20 protein-coding genes are annotated in these 16,736 nt (G+C 41.1%); 18 read left to right on the plus strand and 2 right to left on the minus strand.

The features are described from left to right. Positions 1-93: 93 nt before the first annotated feature. From napA to V7Q04_RS03960, 11 genes are all read left to right on the plus strand, one after another. Entirely contained in the window at positions 94-2,880 is a 2,787-nt protein-coding gene (napA, locus tag V7Q04_RS03910) for a nitrate reductase catalytic subunit NapA (protein WP_333803596.1), read from the plus strand. Between the two features lie 8 nt (positions 2,881-2,888). Further along, positions 2,889-3,704 (plus strand): ferredoxin-type protein NapG, encoded by an 816-nt coding sequence (napG, locus tag V7Q04_RS03915; protein WP_333803597.1) that lies wholly within the window; start codon positions 2,889-2,891, stop codon positions 3,702-3,704. After that, positions 3,701-4,534, plus strand: coding sequence for a quinol dehydrogenase ferredoxin subunit NapH (napH, locus tag V7Q04_RS03920; protein ID WP_333803598.1), 834 nt, complete (start codon positions 3,701-3,703; stop codon positions 4,532-4,534). Before napG ends, napH begins: the two co-directional genes overlap by 4 nt. Continuing rightward, on the plus strand, positions 4,531-5,055 hold the full coding sequence (locus tag V7Q04_RS03925; RefSeq protein WP_333803599.1) for a nitrate reductase cytochrome c-type subunit: 525 nt from the start codon (positions 4,531-4,533) through the stop codon (positions 5,053-5,055). The genes napH and V7Q04_RS03925 overlap by 4 nt, the downstream gene beginning before the upstream one ends. A 2-nt stretch (positions 5,056-5,057) precedes the next feature. Continuing rightward, positions 5,058-5,570, plus strand: coding sequence for a ferredoxin-type protein NapF (locus V7Q04_RS03930; RefSeq protein WP_333803600.1), 513 nt, complete (start codon positions 5,058-5,060; stop codon positions 5,568-5,570). After that, positions 5,567-6,514, plus strand: coding sequence for a WD40 repeat domain-containing protein (locus V7Q04_RS03935; protein WP_333803601.1), 948 nt, complete (start codon positions 5,567-5,569; stop codon positions 6,512-6,514). Before V7Q04_RS03930 ends, V7Q04_RS03935 begins: the two co-directional genes overlap by 4 nt. Next, on the plus strand, positions 6,511-6,864 hold the full coding sequence (locus V7Q04_RS03940; RefSeq protein WP_333803602.1) for a chaperone NapD: 354 nt from the start codon (positions 6,511-6,513) through the stop codon (positions 6,862-6,864). Before V7Q04_RS03935 ends, V7Q04_RS03940 begins: the two co-directional genes overlap by 4 nt. Before the next feature lie 9 nt (positions 6,865-6,873). Next, positions 6,874-7,410: a PAS domain-containing protein gene (locus V7Q04_RS03945; RefSeq protein WP_333803603.1), complete on the plus strand. Its 537-nt coding sequence runs from the start codon at positions 6,874-6,876 to the stop codon at positions 7,408-7,410. Positions 7,411-7,740: 330 nt separating this feature from the next. Then, the gene (locus V7Q04_RS03950; RefSeq protein ID WP_333803604.1) at positions 7,741-8,127 is read left to right on the plus strand and encodes a DUF6858 family protein; all 387 of its coding nucleotides are present in this window, start codon (positions 7,741-7,743) and stop codon (positions 8,125-8,127) included. 166 nt (positions 8,128-8,293) lie between these two features. Continuing rightward, the gene (locus V7Q04_RS03955) at positions 8,294-9,262 is read left to right on the plus strand and encodes an SLAC1 anion channel family protein (protein ID WP_333803605.1); all 969 of its coding nucleotides are present in this window, start codon (positions 8,294-8,296) and stop codon (positions 9,260-9,262) included. A gap of 24 nt (positions 9,263-9,286) precedes the next feature. Beyond that, positions 9,287-9,673: a DUF6858 family protein gene (locus V7Q04_RS03960; protein ID WP_333803606.1), complete on the plus strand. Its 387-nt coding sequence runs from the start codon at positions 9,287-9,289 to the stop codon at positions 9,671-9,673. 1 nt (position 9,674) lies between these two features. Here the strand turns inward: V7Q04_RS03960 and V7Q04_RS03965 are convergent, their stop codons facing one another. Beyond that, positions 9,675-10,265 (minus strand): DUF134 domain-containing protein, encoded by a 591-nt coding sequence (locus tag V7Q04_RS03965; RefSeq protein WP_333803607.1) that lies wholly within the window; start codon positions 10,263-10,265, stop codon positions 9,675-9,677. 115 nt (positions 10,266-10,380) lie between these two features. On the opposite strand from V7Q04_RS03965, the gene V7Q04_RS03970 reads away from it, so the two are divergent. The 7 genes from V7Q04_RS03970 to V7Q04_RS04000 all read left to right on the plus strand — a co-directional run bounded on the left by V7Q04_RS03970 (position 10,381) and on the right by V7Q04_RS04000 (position 15,732). Then, on the plus strand, positions 10,381-10,746 hold the full coding sequence (locus V7Q04_RS03970; RefSeq protein WP_333803608.1) for a NifB/NifX family molybdenum-iron cluster-binding protein: 366 nt from the start codon (positions 10,381-10,383) through the stop codon (positions 10,744-10,746). A gap of 103 nt (positions 10,747-10,849) precedes the next feature. Continuing rightward, positions 10,850-11,059 carry a DUF4492 domain-containing protein gene (locus tag V7Q04_RS03975; RefSeq protein ID WP_333803609.1) on the plus strand — a complete coding sequence of 70 codons (210 nt, stop codon included), beginning with the start codon at positions 10,850-10,852 and terminating at the stop codon, positions 11,057-11,059. 11 nt (positions 11,060-11,070) lie between these two features. Further along, on the plus strand, positions 11,071-12,597 hold the full coding sequence (locus tag V7Q04_RS03980) for a cytochrome ubiquinol oxidase subunit I (protein WP_333803610.1): 1,527 nt from the start codon (positions 11,071-11,073) through the stop codon (positions 12,595-12,597). A 1-nt stretch (position 12,598) separates the two neighbouring features. After that, positions 12,599-13,726: a cytochrome d ubiquinol oxidase subunit II gene (locus V7Q04_RS03985; RefSeq protein WP_333803611.1), complete on the plus strand. Its 1,128-nt coding sequence runs from the start codon at positions 12,599-12,601 to the stop codon at positions 13,724-13,726. A gap of 8 nt (positions 13,727-13,734) precedes the next feature. Continuing rightward, positions 13,735-13,860: a hypothetical protein gene (locus V7Q04_RS03990; RefSeq protein WP_333803612.1), complete on the plus strand. Its 126-nt coding sequence runs from the start codon at positions 13,735-13,737 to the stop codon at positions 13,858-13,860. A 118-nt stretch (positions 13,861-13,978) separates the two neighbouring features. After that, positions 13,979-15,079, plus strand: a complete 1,101-nt coding sequence (gene ychF, locus V7Q04_RS03995; RefSeq protein WP_333803613.1) for a redox-regulated ATPase YchF — start codon at positions 13,979-13,981, stop codon at positions 15,077-15,079. 80 nt (positions 15,080-15,159) lie between these two features. After that, a complete protein-coding gene (locus V7Q04_RS04000) occupies positions 15,160-15,732 on the plus strand; it encodes a toxin-antitoxin system YwqK family antitoxin (protein WP_333803614.1) in 573 nt (190 codons plus the stop codon). Positions 15,733-15,796: 64 nt separating this feature from the next. On the opposite strand, the gene V7Q04_RS04005 is transcribed toward V7Q04_RS04000, so the two are convergent. Next, on the minus strand, positions 15,797-16,540 hold the full coding sequence (locus V7Q04_RS04005; protein WP_333803615.1) for a ferredoxin-thioredoxin reductase catalytic domain-containing protein: 744 nt from the start codon (positions 16,538-16,540) through the stop codon (positions 15,797-15,799). Positions 16,541-16,736 lie beyond the last annotated feature (196 nt).

Consider the following 16,736-nt stretch of genomic DNA (forward strand, 5'->3'; position numbering starts at 1 on the left):
AAATTTATAAAACTAAAGTATTGACTTAAGTCATAGATTGGATTTTTGCTAAGTGATAGAATGACCTCGTAACTCAAATCAGGAGGTATCAATATGTCGCTTTCAAGAAGAGACTTTCTAAAAACAACTGCCGCTGCGAGCGCTGCTGCTGCTGTGGGTATTAGCGTACCTGCCGAGCTAAAAGCTGCGGGTGAGCAAGCAGAAGCCGGTTGGCGTTGGGACAAATCCGTTTGCCGTTTCTGTGGTACCGGTTGTGGTATTATGGTTGCGACCAAAGAGGGTAAAATTGTCGCAGTCAAAGGTGATCCAGCAGCTCCAGTAAATCGTGGACTTAACTGTATCAAGGGCTATTTCAATGCCAAAATTATGTACGGTGCTGACCGTCTCAAAGAACCACTTTTACGTATGAACGACAAAGGTGAGTTTGACAAAAAAGGTCAATTCAAACCTGTTTCATGGAAACGTGCGTTTGATGAGATGGAAAAACACATGAAAGCTGCGATGAAAGCGGGTGGTCCTGAAGCCATTGGTGTCTTTGGTTCAGGTCAATACACCATTCATGAAGGCTATGTTGCATCTAAGCTTATGAAAGCAGGTTTTAGATCGAATGCAATCGATCCAAATGCACGTCATTGTATGGCTTCAGCGGTTGCTGGCTTTATGCAAACGTTTGGTATCGATGAGCCATCAGGCTGTTACGATGACATCGAACTCACTGACACGATTGTGACATGGGGCGCGAACATGGCTGAGATGCACCCAATTTTGTGGTCACGCGTCAGTGATCGTAAACTCTCCAATGCGAATGTAAAAGTGGTTAACCTTTCAACCTACACGCACAGAAGTTCTGACCTTGCGGATACTGAGATTATCTTCTCTCCAAGTACGGATCTTGCGATTTGGAACTACATCGCTCGTGAGATTGTTTACAATCACCCAGAAGCAATTGATTGGGATTTTGTTAAGAAAAACACCATCTTTGCAACAGGTTTTGCAAACATCGGTTACGGTATGAGAACCGAAGCAGATGCTCGTAAAAATGGCTACTCTGAAAAAGAAATCGAAATTATCAAAAAAGAAGATGCAAAAGTTATTTCTGAGAAAGAAGCTCCAGGTCTTGCACACTTAGGTGTTAAAGCGGGCGATACCATGAAAATGGACAAAGCTGCAGCTGCAGGCGTTCACTGGGAAATTTCTTTTGAAGATTTCAAAAAAGGACTTGCTCCTTATACACTTGACTATGTTGCGAAAATTGCAAAAGGTAATCCAGATGAGAGCCTTGCAGATTTCAAAGCAAAACTTCAAACACTTGCAAACCTTTACATCGAAAAAAGTAGAAAAGTAGTCAGTTTCTGGACAATGGGTATGAACCAACACCAACGCGGTACGTGGGTCAATGAACAAGCGTACATGGTGCACTTCCTTCTTGGCAAACAAGCAAAACCAGGTGATGGCGCGTTCTCTCTAACAGGACAACCAAGTGCATGTGGAACGGCTCGTGAAGTGGGAACATTCACACACAGACTTCCAGCCGACATGGACGTTTCTATTCCTAAACACAGAGAAGTAACTGAAAAAGTTTGGAAACTACCTGCGGGCACACTAAACCCAATGGGTTACCAACATATTATGGCTATCCACAGACAAATCGAGAGTGGAAAAATTAAATTTGCATGGGTTAACGTCTGTAATCCATACCAAGATACAGCCAATGCTGAACACTGGATCAAAGCAGCACGTAAAGAGGGTAACTTCATCGTCTGTTCAGATGCGTATCCTGGAATTTCAGCTAAAGTTTCTGACCTTATCTTGCCTTCAGCAATGATTTATGAGAAATGGGGCGGTTACGGTAATGCAGAGCGTCGTACACAACAATGGAAACAACAAGTTCTCCCAGTAGGTGACGCAATGAGCGATACATGGCAATGGGTTGAGCTTTCAAAACGCTTTACCATCGCTGATGTATGGGGCGAGCAACCGATTAAAGATGGTAAATTACCAAACGTTATCGAAGCGGCGAAAGCTATGGGTTATAAAGAGACCGATACCCTTTACGATGTTCTTTTTGCCAATGACTATTTTAAATCATTTAAAGCAAAAGACCCTATCGGTGAAGGTTTTGACAACACGGAAGTCTTTGGTGACAAACGTGGCGTTATGGGTAGTGATGGTAAAGAGTGGAAAGGCTATGGCTTCTTCTTACAAAAAGCAATTTGGGAAGAGTACCGCCAGTTTGGTACAGGTCATGGACATGACTTGGCTGACTTTGACACTTACCACAAAGTAAGAGGACTTAAATGGCCAGTTGTTGATGGTAAAGAGACACAATGGCGTTTTAATGCGAAGTACGATCCGTATGCTGCTAAAGCAAACAACGGTGAGTTCGCATTCTACGGTGATGCTGCAAAAGCACTCAAACGTGGCGATCTTTTAAAACCAACAACCGAAGAGACATTCTCTCTTAAAAATAAAGCGAAAATCTTCTTTAGACCTTACATGGATCCATGTGAAATGCCTGACGCTCAATATGACATGTGGTTAAGTACGGGTCGTGTGTTAGAGCACTGGCACAGTGGTACAATGACAATGCGTGTACCTGAGCTTTACCGTGCTGTTCCTGAGGCACTTTGTTATATGCACCCAGAAGATGCCAAAGTCAAAGGCTTTAAACAAGGTGAGCTTATCTGGATCGAGAGTCGTAGAGGTTCATGTAAAGCACGTGTTGAGACTCGTGGACGTAACAGAACACCAAGAGGTTTGGTGTATGTTCCTTGGTTTGATGAGAAAGTTTTCATCAACAAAGTGTGCCTAGATGCAACATGTCCGATCTCTAAACAGACAGACTATAAAAAATGTGCGGTTAAACTTTATAAAGCGTAATCAAAAACATGGAAAAAACAAATAAAATCGCAATCACGGAGCGCAGAAGATTTCTTACCTTGATAGCTCAAGGAAGTGGTCTTGCAGCACTTGGTGGTATGGTTTGGACAGGGTATTTGGAAGAGGCAAAATCAGCTCCGCTGATTTTAAGACCTCCTGGGGCAGTTGCTGAGATTGACTTTATGCGTTTGTGTATTAAGTGTGGACAGTGTGTTGAAGCCTGTCCGTACCACACATTGCATTTAGCCAAACCGGGTGACACTAAGCCTATGGGAACGCCTTTTTTCAACCCACGAGAGGTACCGTGTTATATGTGCACCGACATTCCGTGTGTGCCTGTATGTCCTACAGGAGCACTGGATGCGAAGAGTGTCTCTAAAATCACTGAGGGTGTCAAAGAGTTTGACATCACCAAAGCACGTATGGGACTTGCCGTCGTTGATGTTGAGTCGTGCATCGCATTTTGGGGTATTCAGTGTGACGCATGTTACCGAGCATGTCCAATCATGGATAGTGCGATAAAGTTAGAGTATAGACGAAATGAGCGAACGGGCAAACATGCTTACTTGACCCCTATCGTTAACAGCCTTACCTGTACGGGATGTGGTTTGTGCGAGAGGGCGTGTGTCACCGAAAAAGCAGCGATTCATGTGTTGCCTTTGGACATTGCCAAAGGGGCTATCGGGTCACACTACATCAAGGGCTGGGAGAAGGGCGATGAGAAGCGCTTAGAAAAAGCGAGCAGTGATGTCACGACACATACCAAACGTAGCGAGAAATCTGCGACAGACTATCTCAACACGAATGAGGAGATGTTCAAATGAGAGAATGGATAAGAAGCCACCGTTTTATGATGGCACGACGTTTGTCTCAGTTGGGTATCCTTGGGTTGTATGTGAGTGCCAATGTGTACGGCTTTATGCTTTTAAGCGGTAACCTAAGCTCCTCTTTGGTCATGAAAAAGCTTCCTTTAGCCGATCCATTTGCACTTTTGCAAATGTTTTCAGCAGGGGCGCTTTTAGGACTGGATGTTCTTGTCGGTGGTGCTTTGGTTTTGCTTTTTTACATCGTTGTCGGTGGTCGTGCTTTTTGTTCATGGGTCTGCCCGCTTAACATTGTCACAGATGCAGCAACCTGGACACGCAGAGTTTTACTTTTGGATAAATCCATTGAGAAAAAGCTCTGGTTGAGCAAGAATGTAAGGTACTGGGTCTTAGCCCTTAGCCTCATCTTGTCGTTTATCACGGGTGTTGCAGCATTTGAGATGGTTAGTCCTATTGGGTTATTAAGCAGAGGCATCATCTTTGGTATGGGCATGAGCGTTGCTCCTATACTCTGTATTTATTTGTTTGATCTTTTTGCTGTAAAAAATGGCTGGTGCGGGCACATCTGTCCTTTAGGCGGGTTTTACTCCCTTGTTGGGCGCTTAAGTCTGGTACGTGTTAAACACAACCACACAAAATGTACTTTGTGCATGGCGTGTAAAGATATTTGTCCTGAGAAACAAGTCCTTGGCATTATTTCTAAACGTAGTGGTGCCATCGTTTCTGGAGAATGTACCAACTGCGGCAGGTGCGTTGAGGTGTGTGAGAGTGATGCACTCTCTTTTGGTGTGAGGAATTACATTAACACAAATGTAGGAGAAAAAGAATGATTAGTACAAAAACGTTAATAATGGGTTCTTTATTTAGTATTATTGTTGCCACAGGATGTGCTGTGACCCAATCGTACAATGAAGAAGAGTTGGGGCTTAGAAAGGTGGATCTCTACAGCGAAAAAACTGTTGTAGGAGAGCCAACATCATATTCTACCGTCTCTGCAGGTGAATCTAAAGTGATTCAAAGATCGTTTGAAAACGCACCTCCGTTGATTCCACATGACGTAGAGGGAATGCTGGATATGACGAAAGAGAGCAATGCATGTACGGGGTGTCACTTGCCTGAAGTTGCTGAGGCAGTGAAAGCGACTCCGATTCCAAAGTCACACTTTTTTGATATGAGAACTCAAAAAGTGTTGACGGAGATGAGTCAAGCTCGTTATAACTGTTCAGCATGTCATGTGCCTCAATCTGCGAACGAGCCTTTGGTTCAAAATAATTTTAAACCAGAGTATCGTGGCGAGAGTGAGAAAAGTCGCTCAAATCTTCTTGACAAACTCAATGAAGGCGTGAGATAACCATGACAAATGGCAGCAGAAGAGGGGTTCTTACCTCTCTTTTTGGTAAAAAAAGCGCACAAAAAATTCAAAATGAGTTGTGTGTTGTGCGCCCACCTTACCATCAAGTGGGGTATGAATTTTCTGAGATATGCGTTACATGTGAAGCGTCACCTTGCATAAACGCATGCGAAGAAAATATTATCTTCCTCGATGCTGCTCATACCCCTTGCTTAGACTTTACAAAACGAGGGTGTACGTTTTGTGACGCCTGTGCAAATGCGTGTCCTAGCAGTGTTTTAGACATTGCTTTCAAAAAAGAGATACCTGTAAAAGCTGAAATTGATATAATGACATGTATGGCATGGCACCAAAGCTTGTGCAACAGTTGTTTGGATGCGTGTGAACCTCGAGCCATTCTTTTTTTAGGGCTTTTTCGCCCCCATATAGAAATGGATGTGTGCAATGGCTGTGGCATGTGTGTCGGGATTTGTCCGAGCAGTGCTATTACTATCAAATGTGAGGAGAAAGCATGAAGTATTTTCTACTCTTAAGTGTTCTTACCAGTCTGCTTACGAGTGCAGAACTCAGTCCTCGCAGTGTCATTGAAGCAGCTGGAAACGTACAGCAAATAGCACTTTATGAGGGTAAAATTATTGCTGGAACCAGTGTGGGAACGCTTGAGATGTATAAACTAAGCGATGCCACAAAACTCTCTTCTACACAATTTCCTAAAATTAAAGACTTTACAGGCGATGAAGTTGCTCCCAAAATCTTCTCGGTCGATATGTTAGATAATACGCTTCTAGCGGTGGTTCAGGCCAGTAGTGGGGCACGTGAACTTTACCTTGTTGAAGAGGGAAAATCTAAAATACTTATTGACGCACATGCCAATCTGTTTATTTCTAAAGCAAAATTTGTTGACAAGAACCGCATTTTAGTCGCACTTTTGAGCAATGAACTTCTGTTGTGGGATATTAAAAATAAAAAAGAGATTTACCGCATTCAGCCTTCCTCTTCGCACTTTAGCGATTTTACTTTGAACGAGACGAAGAGTATGGTTGCTAGCTCGTGTGAGTCAGGCGAAATCACCATTTTTGATGCACAGAGTGGCAAAATCATCAAAGTGCTCAAAGGTGGCAATGTCGACAACGTCTACAAAGTTGACTTTAAAAAAGAGAAAGTGCTCTGTGCAGGACAAGACAGGCGAGGCATTGTTTATGACCTTAGCAATGGTGCGTATGAGCGTTTTGATGGCTCTTTTCTTATCTATGCAGGTGCGCTTAGCCCAAGCCTAAAATGGGGTGCATTTGCCTTTAATGAACAAAATGATATTGTCCTTTTTGATCTTGCAACTAAAAGTAAAGTTCATACGCTCAAAGGGCAAAAAAGTACGCTCAACACCATCGTTTTTGCAAGTGAGCGAGAGCTTGTAAGTGCAAGTGACGATCAATTTATTATGATTTGGAGACTCCCATGAATATATCAAGTATAGTGATACAAGCAAAGCCAGAATTCGTTGAAGGTATTATCGCGATTTGCGAGGCGAGCGATTTTTGTGACTACCATTTTCACGATGTGGAAAAGGGAAAAATTGTTGTAACCATCGAAGGTGAGAACATCGATGAAGAGATGTCTAAGATGAAAAAGATCGAGCAGATTCCTCACGTCATCTGCGCCGATATGATGATGGCGTACAGTGAAGATGAACTGGATGCTGAGAGAGCAAAACTAGAGTTATCAGAGGTCGTCCCTCCTATCTTAAATGATGAAAATATTGCGCTTAAAGACATCGTCTATAAAGGCGATTTGAAGAAAAAAATTCATTAAGGACTCCTCATGCAAACGACGTATCAAATGTTTGTAGAAACGTTTGTTCCTAGCGATGAACTCATCGTTTCACGTACCGATTTAAGTGGCAAAATAACCTATGCCAATGAAATGTTTGCTTTCATTTCAGGTTATGAAATCGACGAACTCATCGGCAAACCTCATAACATCGTACGTCATCCCGACATGCCTCACTCCATCTTTAAATCCCTCTGGGAAACTTTACAAAGAGGCGAAATGTGGAAAGGATATATCAAAAATCGTCGTAAAGATGGCGGTTATTACTGGGTGTATGCCGAAGTTTCGGGCGTTTACAAAGATGGCGTACTCATCGAGTACAAATCCTTACGTGCGCCTATGGAAGATGCCTTAAAAGTACAGATGCAACGTGAGTATGATGCGCTTAAAAATCACGAAGAAAACACGCAAAGAGTTGTCCTTTATTTGCAAAGTGATATTGTGCATAAAGTTGAGGCACTTGCACGTGAAAAAGCGTGTTCAAGCGATCAAATTATGAATGACATTTTAAACGACACACTCTTTTAATCAAACACAGTGTGTTGATTTTAACTTTTACGTAGTATAAAAGCCATGTTAAGATCGAAGTAATTTTCTGCTATGCTGTAGGATATTGTATTTTTATGTAACAATACCACGCTTCTTTTTGACAAACTAGATCACTAGGTGTGCTACCTTTCGTTAGATTCTAGCATTTGCTACTTTGCGCAATCGCATTGTTTTCATTAATCAAGGTGAATTTTATGCAGGCGATTGTTTACTCTCGTACTCTTTAATCAGACCCTATCGTCCTTTCAGTAAACGCATTTTACGTGAAAGATATTCGCCACTACATAGTATATTTTAAAGGAAATTTGTATGGAAACAGCACTTCATTTGGAGCAAAATCCAATTCATTCGCTCACATTAGTAAAAAAAGAGCTTCGTTACAAGAGTATGGCTCAAATGGTTGAGTATTTTAAAGAGAAAATAACCACTTATCCTATGGCACATTTTATAGCAGCTTTTGACCATTATACGAAGAAGAAAGCGCTTGATGGCATAATGATGAAAGGGCTTGAAAATGCTAAAAATATTGTTTTTTGTTTTAAAAATGCTATCCCAAGCACCACAATGGCAGCAGTACGCCAACTCAGCATCGGTATCTGTGAGTTTGAAGATCGCTTTGTGATAGAATTTTCAGATACCGCTAACGAGGCATTTTATGCTGAGATAGAAGTGTGGGCAAAAGAGTTGGTAGATTAGTCTACCAAAGTGCCGTGACCTCTTCATCTGTCATCCTTTATTTTTTATTGCATAATCTCTTGACTTTATTAACACCAATACCTAGCCATTTTTATTTATGATTTTATAATTAATAAAACTATATTCTTATAATTATATTTATTAAAAGTTATAATAAGGAGTCTCAATGGACGAAGTACTTGCGTGCGAAAATAGCAGAGTAAAATTTTTCCCCATCATGATGTATGCAATGGTCATGGGTATGTGTGGCTTAACGATGATGTACCAAAAGGCGGCATTATGGTTAGGGTTTAGCGAGATGATAGGAACAGTTTTAATGGTGCTGTCAACCACACTTTTTGCAGTAATTTCCTTCATCTATCTTGGAAAATACATCAAATACACACCTGTTGTGAAAAAAGAATTTTCTCATCCCATTAGGCTTAATTTTTTTGCAGCAATTTCCATTTCGATGTTAATGTTAGCGATTATTTACAAAGAGGTCAATGTCAATATTTCGGCTCTTTTTTGGTATGCAGGAACAGCCCTTCATTTCTACCTAACCATGCACACCATCTCTTTTTGGATCAATCACAATCAGGAGTTAGACCACTCAAATCCTGCATGGTTTATCCCTGTCGTTGGCAATGTCCTTGTTCCCGTTGGTGGCATTGGGTTTGCGAGCCAAGGCGTGCTCATGTACTTTTTTAGTTGTGGCATCTTTTTTTGGGTGATTCTCTTTGCCATTTTGCTCAATCGTATTATTTTTCATCATCAACTAGCGGTGAAGTTTATGCCCACACTTTTTATCCTCATCGCTCCTCCTGCGGTTGGCTTTATTGCGTATTATAAAATGTTTGGTGTAATCGATTTTTTCGCAACCATGCTCTTTAATCTAGCACTTTTCTTTACACTTTTGGTGGCTTTCATGTATAAAAATTTTGTCAAAATAAAATTTTTCATTTCATGGTGGGCATTTGTTTTCCCTCTGGCTGCTATGAGCATAAGCGCTATGCTGATGTACCATGAAAGCAAAGATGCGATGCTTTTAGCCCTCTCTTATGTGATGGTGGGTGTCACAACCGTGGTGATTTCTATTGTTCTTTACCAAACGGTCACGCATATGCTCAAAGGTGAAGTGTGTGTCCAAGAATAACCACCTATTTATAAGGAAAACTCTATGAAAAAAACACTATTTTTAGATCAGTATCCTATTCATTCGCTCACGTTGATGAAAGAAGACGCTCGCCATAAAACGATGGTTCAAATCGTTGACTACTTTAAAGAGAAGATCAATGCGCATCCCGTGGCGCAGTTTATCGCCATTTTTGATCACTATGCCCACACCAAATCCCTTAACGGTGAAATCATGGAAGGGTTAAAAGATGTTCAAAATGTTATTTTTTGTTTTGGAAGTGCCATACCGAATACCAAAATAGTTGCGGTACGACCAAGAAGCATTGGTATTTGCGAGTTTGAAGACCGTTTTGTGATTGAATTTATGGAAGCGCCTAAAGAGGAGATTCATGCGATTATGCAATTGTGGACGAAAGCTTTGGTAGATTAATCTACCAAAGTGCTGTAATTGCTTCGTTTGTTATTGTCTCATTTAAAAGCACAGGGATTCCTTTTGTAGAGAGAGTGCTTTTAAACCCTTGCCCAATATTTCCTGTAATAAACACATTCACCCGCTGCTTGACAAAAAGTTCACTTAAGACGGAAGAAGGCTTTGTCTGATTGATAAGCAGAGGGTTAGAAATTATCCGGTGCTCACAGATCTGATGGTTTTCAAGCGTGAAAAAATGAATGTATCTGCCTTTAGGGTTTAAAGCTGTGTAGGGCGAGGTTTCGCTTTCACTGCACAAGGCAACCGTATAACGCTCTTTCGAGCTTTCAAGATGCAAAGCATGACCTCCAAGTAGTGCTAAAGCTACTTTATTGCGTGCTGATTTAATGATGCGAGCAAATGTAGGGCGAGAAACCTCCATCTTTAGCGCAGCCTCTTCTTGATACAACTCCAATAAATCCATCAAATAAAGTGCTTCAACCTCTTCGGCTAAAAGGGAAATGGATTCTTCGTGCGAGGTACGTTCATATGGAACAAAATGGCTACAAGGTGGGCGAAACGAAATGGATCGTTTACTTTTGTGGCGTGCCATAATTGTCCTTTATATTTTAATGACACATTATAACATGATTTAAAATACTTGACATATGCTCACTATGAGAGTATCATTTTGGTCATATGTTCAAAATTATACTAAAGGATCGAAGATGGTTATTGTATTTCCAACGATGAAAGACGAAGGGCTTGGAGCAAAAAGAGGCGCACACTTTGGTAAAGCAACGTTTTACACAGCAGTGACTGTAGAAGAGGGTGTGGTAAAAGAGGTCAAAGTACATAAAAACCCTGGTCATGTAACGGGTGGATGTGCGAATGCTGTGGCAAACATACAAGCTTTAGGGGCTGATACGCTTGTGGTTTCGGGCATTGGTGGAGAGCCTTTGAAAAAGTTTTTGGCTGTTAATGTTGCTGTTTATTTTGATGACAAAAACGAAACAGTTGAAGATGCGTTAAGAGATTTTTTAGCGGGCAAAACGGTTAAGATTGACCCAAATCATACTTGCGCACATCATTAAGGCTGAAATACATCTACTTTTTCGCCTCAATAGTGATATTGGGGCGTTTCGTTTAATTAATATTAGCTATTACTTATTATAATAAGAAAAAAAGGTTATAAAAATGGACTGGTTTAGACAGATCATTTTTTTCTATCGCGATGGATTTAAACAGATGCGTGTTGGAAAACAGCTCTGGGCGATTATTGCCATTAAATTCTTCCTTTTTTTTGTTGTTTTAAAACTCTTTTTCTTCCCCAATATTCTTCATATACACTTTTCAAATGACACGCAAAGAGCAGAGTCTGTTCTTGAACATTTGATGCAAAAATAAAAGGCATTCCGATGGATCACACCCTTCTTGTTGAGTTATCACGCGCGCAATTTGCGCTCACTGCTTTGTATCACTGGCTTTTTGTTCCACTGACGTTGGGGCTTTCTTTCTTGATTGCTATCATGGAGAGTATCTATGTCAAGACGAAAAATCCTGAGTGGAAAAAATTAACTAAATTTTGGATGACACTCTTTGCAATCAATTTTGCGATAGGCCTAGCTACAGGCATTATACTTGAGTTTGAATTTGGTACGAATTGGTCGAATTATTCATGGATTGTAGGTGATCTTTTTGGCGCACCTTTAGCGATTGAGGGCATTATGGCGTTCTTCTTAGAATCGACCTTTTTTGCCGTGATGTTCTTTGGTTGGGAGAAGGTTTCACCTAAAATGCACCTGCTCTCTACGTGGCTTGTCGCGATTGGCTCAAACCTCTCAGCCCTTTGGATTCTTGTAGCGAACGGTTGGATGCAACACCCCGTGGGGATGGAGTTTAACCTTAAAAGTGCGAGGTTTGAGATGAAAAGCTTTGCAGATGTTCTGTTCAATCCCAACGCGGTTTCCAAATTTTTACACACGATTGGCAGTGGCTACGTGATGGGTTCCCTCTTTGTGGTAGGGGTAAGCAGTTGGTTTTTACTCAAGAATAGCCATAAACTTTTTGCCAAACGCAGCATCATCGTAGGTGCTTCTTTTGGATTTTTAGCATCAATCTTTTTGCTTGTCTCGGGTGATGAGTCCGCCCATCAAATAGCACAAAGTCAACCAACCAAACTTGCCGCCATGGAAGGGCTTTACGATGGTAAACATCGTGCAGGCATTGTGGCGATCGGGCAGTTAAACATGAACAAAAAGATTGGTGACACTCAAGATGAATTTATCTGGTCGATAGAAATTCCCTACGCACTCTCATTTTTAGGATTTCACAATATTAATGCGTTTGTTCCCGGCATTGATGACCTTGTACTTGGAAATGAAAAACTCTCCATTGAACCCGCTCAAAGCAAACTGGATAAAGGCAAAATTGCCCTAGGTGCTTTGCGTGACTATAAAGAGGCGCAACTTTTAAGCGATAGCCAACGAAAAGAAGATGCTTTAGCGCTTTTTCGGACCAACGAAGCTTATTTGGGGTACGGCTACTTAGATAAACCCGAAAAAATCATTCCACCTATTGCTTTGACTTTTTACAGCTTTCACATCATGGTGGGCTTAGGGAGTTGGTTTTTGGCACTCTTTTTCTTTGTACTCTACTTTAGTATGATCGGAAAGATTGAGACGAAAAAATTACTACTTTATGCCGGGCTTTTCTCGATTCCTTTGGGTTACATTGCAGGCGAAGCTGGTTGGATTGTCGCCGAAGTAGGCAGACAACCGTGGGCGATTCAAGGCATGCTTCCTGTGGGTATGGCAAGTTCGCACATTGATACGATCTCTGTCATGATTACATTAGGGCTTTTTGCGATTATCTTTACCGCACTTTTAATTGCGGAAGTGAAAATCATGCTTAAACAAATTACAATTGGACCTGAGGAGGCATAAGATGTTTGGAAGTTTATCTCTTTTAAGTCTACAACAGTACTGGTGGTTTTTGGTGAGCCTTATTGGGGCACTGTTTGTTTTTATTACCTTTGTGCAAGGTGGGCAGACGCTTTTGCATATCGTTGCTAAAGATGAACACCAACGCAACATGTTAGTTGCCTCTTTAGGGCGTAAATGGGAACTCTCCTTTACCGCACTGGTCCTTTTTGGCGGAGCTCTTTTTGCGGCATTTCCTCTGTTTTATGCGGTGAGCTTTGGCGGAGCGTATTATGTTTGGATGGCGATTTTGTTCTGTTTTATCATTCAAGCGGTTTCCTATGAGTACCGCGTGAAACCCAACAATTTTTTAGGCAAACGTACCTATGAAACCTTCTTATACATCAATGGAAGTGTGGGAATTATTTTAATCGGCATAGCGCTTGGAAGCCTGTTTACAGGAGGGAATTTTGTACGAGATACGATGAATTTCTCTGCTTGGACACTTCCTAGTTATGGGTTAGAAGCGGCACTTCATCCTTTCAATGTTGCTTTTGGACTGACTTTGTTCTTTTTAGCGCGTGTACAAGCGGAGCTTTATTTTATCAATAACATTAATGATGAAGATATTTTAATCAATACAAAACATCAACTTGTCAAAGATGCATTATTATTTCTAGGGTTTTTTGTGGCAGTCATTGTGATGCTTTTAGTGATGAGTGGTTTTGAGTACACAACCAATGGAGATGTCTCTATTGTAACGTTTAAATTTTTGAAAAACTTTTTAGCAACCCCTGTGTTGATAGTCACCTTTCTCAGCGGTACGCTCTTAGTTGTGTACGCCATCGTTAACACATTATTTAAACAAAGTAGACAAGGTGTTTTTCTGAGTGGACTTGGTACGATTTTAGTCGTGACAAGTCTTCTTTGTTTGTTAGGCTTTAACGCAACGCCTATTTATCCTTCGCTTTCACATTTAGCAAGCTCCTTGAGCATCGAAAACAGCTCCTCTTCACACTACACGCTTACCGCAATGAGTTATGTCTCATTGGGTGTTCCGTTTGTCCTTGGTTACATCTATTTTGTATGGCGAGCTATGGATAAAACAAAAATTACATCGGCTGAAATTGAAGCTGATTCACATCATTACTAGGAGTCATCATGGAAGTAATTAATTACACCTCAGGGGTTTTGTGGCTCTGTGTCTGGCCTATTACGATTTACGTCTCGTACTGCTTCATCATGCTCAATATTGACCATTTTGAAGCCTATTTGAAAGAGAAATAATCTGTATATGTAAAGCCTAACACCTATCTCCATAGAAGCGCTTTTGCGCGAGGATGTCAGTTTTTAAGACGATTTAAGGTAAACTTGAGCATTCAAAGTTAATTATAAAGGTCAATCTATGGGTTTAGGTGTCGGTATCGTAGGACTCCCCAATGTCGGAAAATCAACCACGTTTAATGCGCTCACTAAAGCGCAAAATGCAGAATCTGCAAACTATCCTTTTTGTACAATTGAGCCAAATAAGGCTGTCGTTCCAGTACCAGACCCTCGTCTTGAAGAGCTTGCCAAGATCGTCAATCCTGAGCGCATTCAGCACTCAACGGTGGACTTTGTGGACATCGCTGGTTTGGTTAAAGGTGCGAGTGCGGGTGAAGGTCTTGGCAATCAGTTTTTATCAAACATTCGTGAAGTAGAAGTCATTTTACACATGGTGCGTTGTTTTGAAGATGAGAACATCACCCACGTTGAAAACAGCATCAACCCGCTTCGTGACATCGAAATTATCGAGAGTGAGCTTATTTTTGCTGATGTTCAACAACTCGATAAAAAACTAGACCGTCTGAAACGTCAAGCCAAACTTGAAAAGGGTGCGCAAGCAATGGCTGAGATCGCCACGGAGCTTCGAGCACACCTTGATGACATCAAACCTGTTAGCACCTTTGCACGCCGTGAGGATGAAAACTTCCAAGCACTTGATAAAGAGCTACGTTTTCTTTCCAACAAAACCATCATTTACGGTGCAAACGTCGATGAAGCAGGTCTTTTAGAAGAAAATAGTTTTGTTAAAATTGTTAAAGCACACGCAAAAGAAGTCGGTGCGGACGTTGTTGTTCTGTGTGCCAAAGTTGAAGAAGAGATGATAGCACTCGAGGAAGAAGAAGCCGAAGAATTCTTAAAAGAGCTTGGCATCGAAGAATCAGGTCTTAAACAGATCATTCGTTTAGCATTCGATAAACTGGGTCTTGCTTCATACTTCACCGCAGGTGTCAAAGAAGTTCGTGCTTGGACAATTGAAAAAGGCTGGAAAGCCCCTAAGGCTGCGGCTGTTATTCACAACGATTTTGAAAAAGGATTTATCCGCGCTGAAGTCATTGGGTACAATGATTTTATTGCGTTCAACGGCGAAGCTGGTTCAAAAGAGGCGGGTAAAATGCGCCTAGAAGGTAAAGAGTATATCGTTCAAGATGGCGATGTCATGCACTTTAGATTTAACGTATAAACCGCTTCAAATGTTTACATGTAACGCATTGCATGTAAACATTCTTCATTTTTATTTCAAATTTTTTTAGGGAGTTATTCATGAAATTATGGGTTGCTTTAGTGTGTTCTGCATTGGTACTTTTTGCGGCTGAGCGAAATTACACATTCGAAGAGTTGGATGTTCGCGAAGATGGTGTTTTAATCGAGGTTAAAACGCTCAAACCTGCCAATGGCGTTGGACAGTTTTTCTACGAATCAGGACAACTCAAAAGTGAAACTCCTTTTAAAAATGGTCTGCGTGATGGTCTTGGAAAACTCTATTACGAATCTGGAAGACTGAGAAGTGAAACGCCTTTTAAAAATGATAAAATCGAAGGGCTCAAAAAAGAGTACTACGAATCAGGTGTATTGCAAACAGAAGTCTTTTTTGTCAATGACGAAGCAGACGGTGTCGGAAAGTTTTACTACCCAACGAGCAAACTCCAAGGCGAAACCCCGTTTAAAAAGAACCAACCAGAGGGCATCACAAAGCTTTACAGCCCAACAGGTCAGTTGATCCGCACCATCGAATTTAAAGAGGGAAAAATAGTCAAAGGCTTTGACTATAACGATCAAGGGAATAAAATAGAACTTAACCGTGATGAGTTGATAGAAGCTACGAAAGAACAGTAAGTTCAAAATTATAACGCACTCAAAAAGTTAAATTGACTCTTTGAGTGCGTATGAAGTCTTTTATTTACTCTCCGCTCTCAGTTTCCCCATCATATGCCATAATGCCGTATTCTAGGTTAAGTACCATTTTAAAACCCATGTGTTTTAAAATGCGTTGACAATATGCACTCCTGCTTCCGCTGTAGCAGTACAAGATAACAGGTGTGTTCTCTTTGCCACTGAGTTGTTCTAGCGCTGTGTGAAAACTGGTTGTGGGGATCAAGAAGTCTGTACCTACGATGCGGTTGCCTATCCACTCCATCCATTCGCGGGTATCGACAAGGTTAAACTCTACCTTGCCATCTTCTCTGGCTTCGAGGAGTGCTTCAAGCTCATTGCCATCGAGTTGCTCTTTTTTCATCAAGCCTTCACACTCTTCTTTGCTAAGACCCCTCGTGTGCGTATGCGCTACTTCTTCCATGGTTTCCGTTTGAGCGAGTTCTTGTGCATGCTCTGGGGTGCAAAAGATCGTACAGTGACATTTGCCTTTTTCTGGAATTTCTACAGTGAGGGCAGGGGTGCAAGGACACAAGCGGTTGTCGGCTTTTGCTTGCTCTTCAGGTGTGGCTCCAATGACCATAAAACAGGGGCAGTAACGCTTACCGTAGATGAGTTTATTGCGCGTTAAGCCTTGTTGTATGGACTCTTTGACTTCAGTGAGTGGGGTATAAGCAAAGCCAAATTGCTCGCATACCTTGTCGGTAAATACCTCTGTTTTTTCAAATTCTGCCATAAATTCGGGTGAGTTCATATCTATTTTAGTTATCAAATGTATTTCCTTGATTTATTTTTATATGCCGTATTATAGAGAATTTGCATTGGAAGAAAATTAAAAGAACGCTTTACATGTAAAGCATCAAGAAAAAGAGTAGATTGATTTTAAATGTAAACCATTTTGCGATTTTTTTGCTCTTTTTTTGCTTTACCATTTCTTTAGTTGGTTAAAAAATAAATTAAAAAAAGAG

This window comes from Sulfurospirillum sp., assembly GCF_036802865.1.
In the GTDB taxonomy this organism is placed as follows: Bacteria; Campylobacterota; Campylobacteria; order Campylobacterales; family Sulfurospirillaceae; genus Sulfurospirillum.

Bases quoted from the DNA above. Each gene is read 5' to 3' on its own strand.
- napA (WP_333803596.1), top strand. From the start codon at position 94: ATGTCGCTTTCAAGAAGAGACTTTCTAAAAACAACTGCCGCTGCGAGC.
- napG (WP_333803597.1), top strand. From the start codon at position 2,889: ATGGAAAAAACAAATAAAATCGCAATCACGGAGCGCAGAAGATTTCTT.
- napH (WP_333803598.1), top strand. From the start codon at position 3,701: ATGAGAGAATGGATAAGAAGCCACCGTTTTATGATGGCACGACGTTTG.
- V7Q04_RS03925 (WP_333803599.1), top strand. From the start codon at position 4,531: ATGATTAGTACAAAAACGTTAATAATGGGTTCTTTATTTAGTATTATT.
- V7Q04_RS03930 (WP_333803600.1), top strand. From the start codon at position 5,058: ATGACAAATGGCAGCAGAAGAGGGGTTCTTACCTCTCTTTTTGGTAAA.
- V7Q04_RS03935 (WP_333803601.1), top strand. From the start codon at position 5,567: ATGAAGTATTTTCTACTCTTAAGTGTTCTTACCAGTCTGCTTACGAGT.
- V7Q04_RS03940 (WP_333803602.1), top strand. From the start codon at position 6,511: ATGAATATATCAAGTATAGTGATACAAGCAAAGCCAGAATTCGTTGAA.
- V7Q04_RS03945 (WP_333803603.1), top strand. From the start codon at position 6,874: ATGCAAACGACGTATCAAATGTTTGTAGAAACGTTTGTTCCTAGCGAT.
- V7Q04_RS03950 (WP_333803604.1), top strand. From the start codon at position 7,741: ATGGAAACAGCACTTCATTTGGAGCAAAATCCAATTCATTCGCTCACA.
- V7Q04_RS03955 (WP_333803605.1), top strand. From the start codon at position 8,294: ATGGACGAAGTACTTGCGTGCGAAAATAGCAGAGTAAAATTTTTCCCC.
- V7Q04_RS03960 (WP_333803606.1), top strand. From the start codon at position 9,287: ATGAAAAAAACACTATTTTTAGATCAGTATCCTATTCATTCGCTCACG.
- V7Q04_RS03965 (WP_333803607.1), bottom strand. From the start codon at position 10,265: ATGGCACGCCACAAAAGTAAACGATCCATTTCGTTTCGCCCACCTTGT.
- V7Q04_RS03970 (WP_333803608.1), top strand. From the start codon at position 10,381: ATGGTTATTGTATTTCCAACGATGAAAGACGAAGGGCTTGGAGCAAAA.
- V7Q04_RS03975 (WP_333803609.1), top strand. From the start codon at position 10,850: ATGGACTGGTTTAGACAGATCATTTTTTTCTATCGCGATGGATTTAAA.
- V7Q04_RS03980 (WP_333803610.1), top strand. From the start codon at position 11,071: ATGGATCACACCCTTCTTGTTGAGTTATCACGCGCGCAATTTGCGCTC.
- V7Q04_RS03985 (WP_333803611.1), top strand. From the start codon at position 12,599: ATGTTTGGAAGTTTATCTCTTTTAAGTCTACAACAGTACTGGTGGTTT.
- V7Q04_RS03990 (WP_333803612.1), top strand. From the start codon at position 13,735: ATGGAAGTAATTAATTACACCTCAGGGGTTTTGTGGCTCTGTGTCTGG.
- ychF (WP_333803613.1), top strand. From the start codon at position 13,979: ATGGGTTTAGGTGTCGGTATCGTAGGACTCCCCAATGTCGGAAAATCA.
- V7Q04_RS04000 (WP_333803614.1), top strand. From the start codon at position 15,160: ATGAAATTATGGGTTGCTTTAGTGTGTTCTGCATTGGTACTTTTTGCG.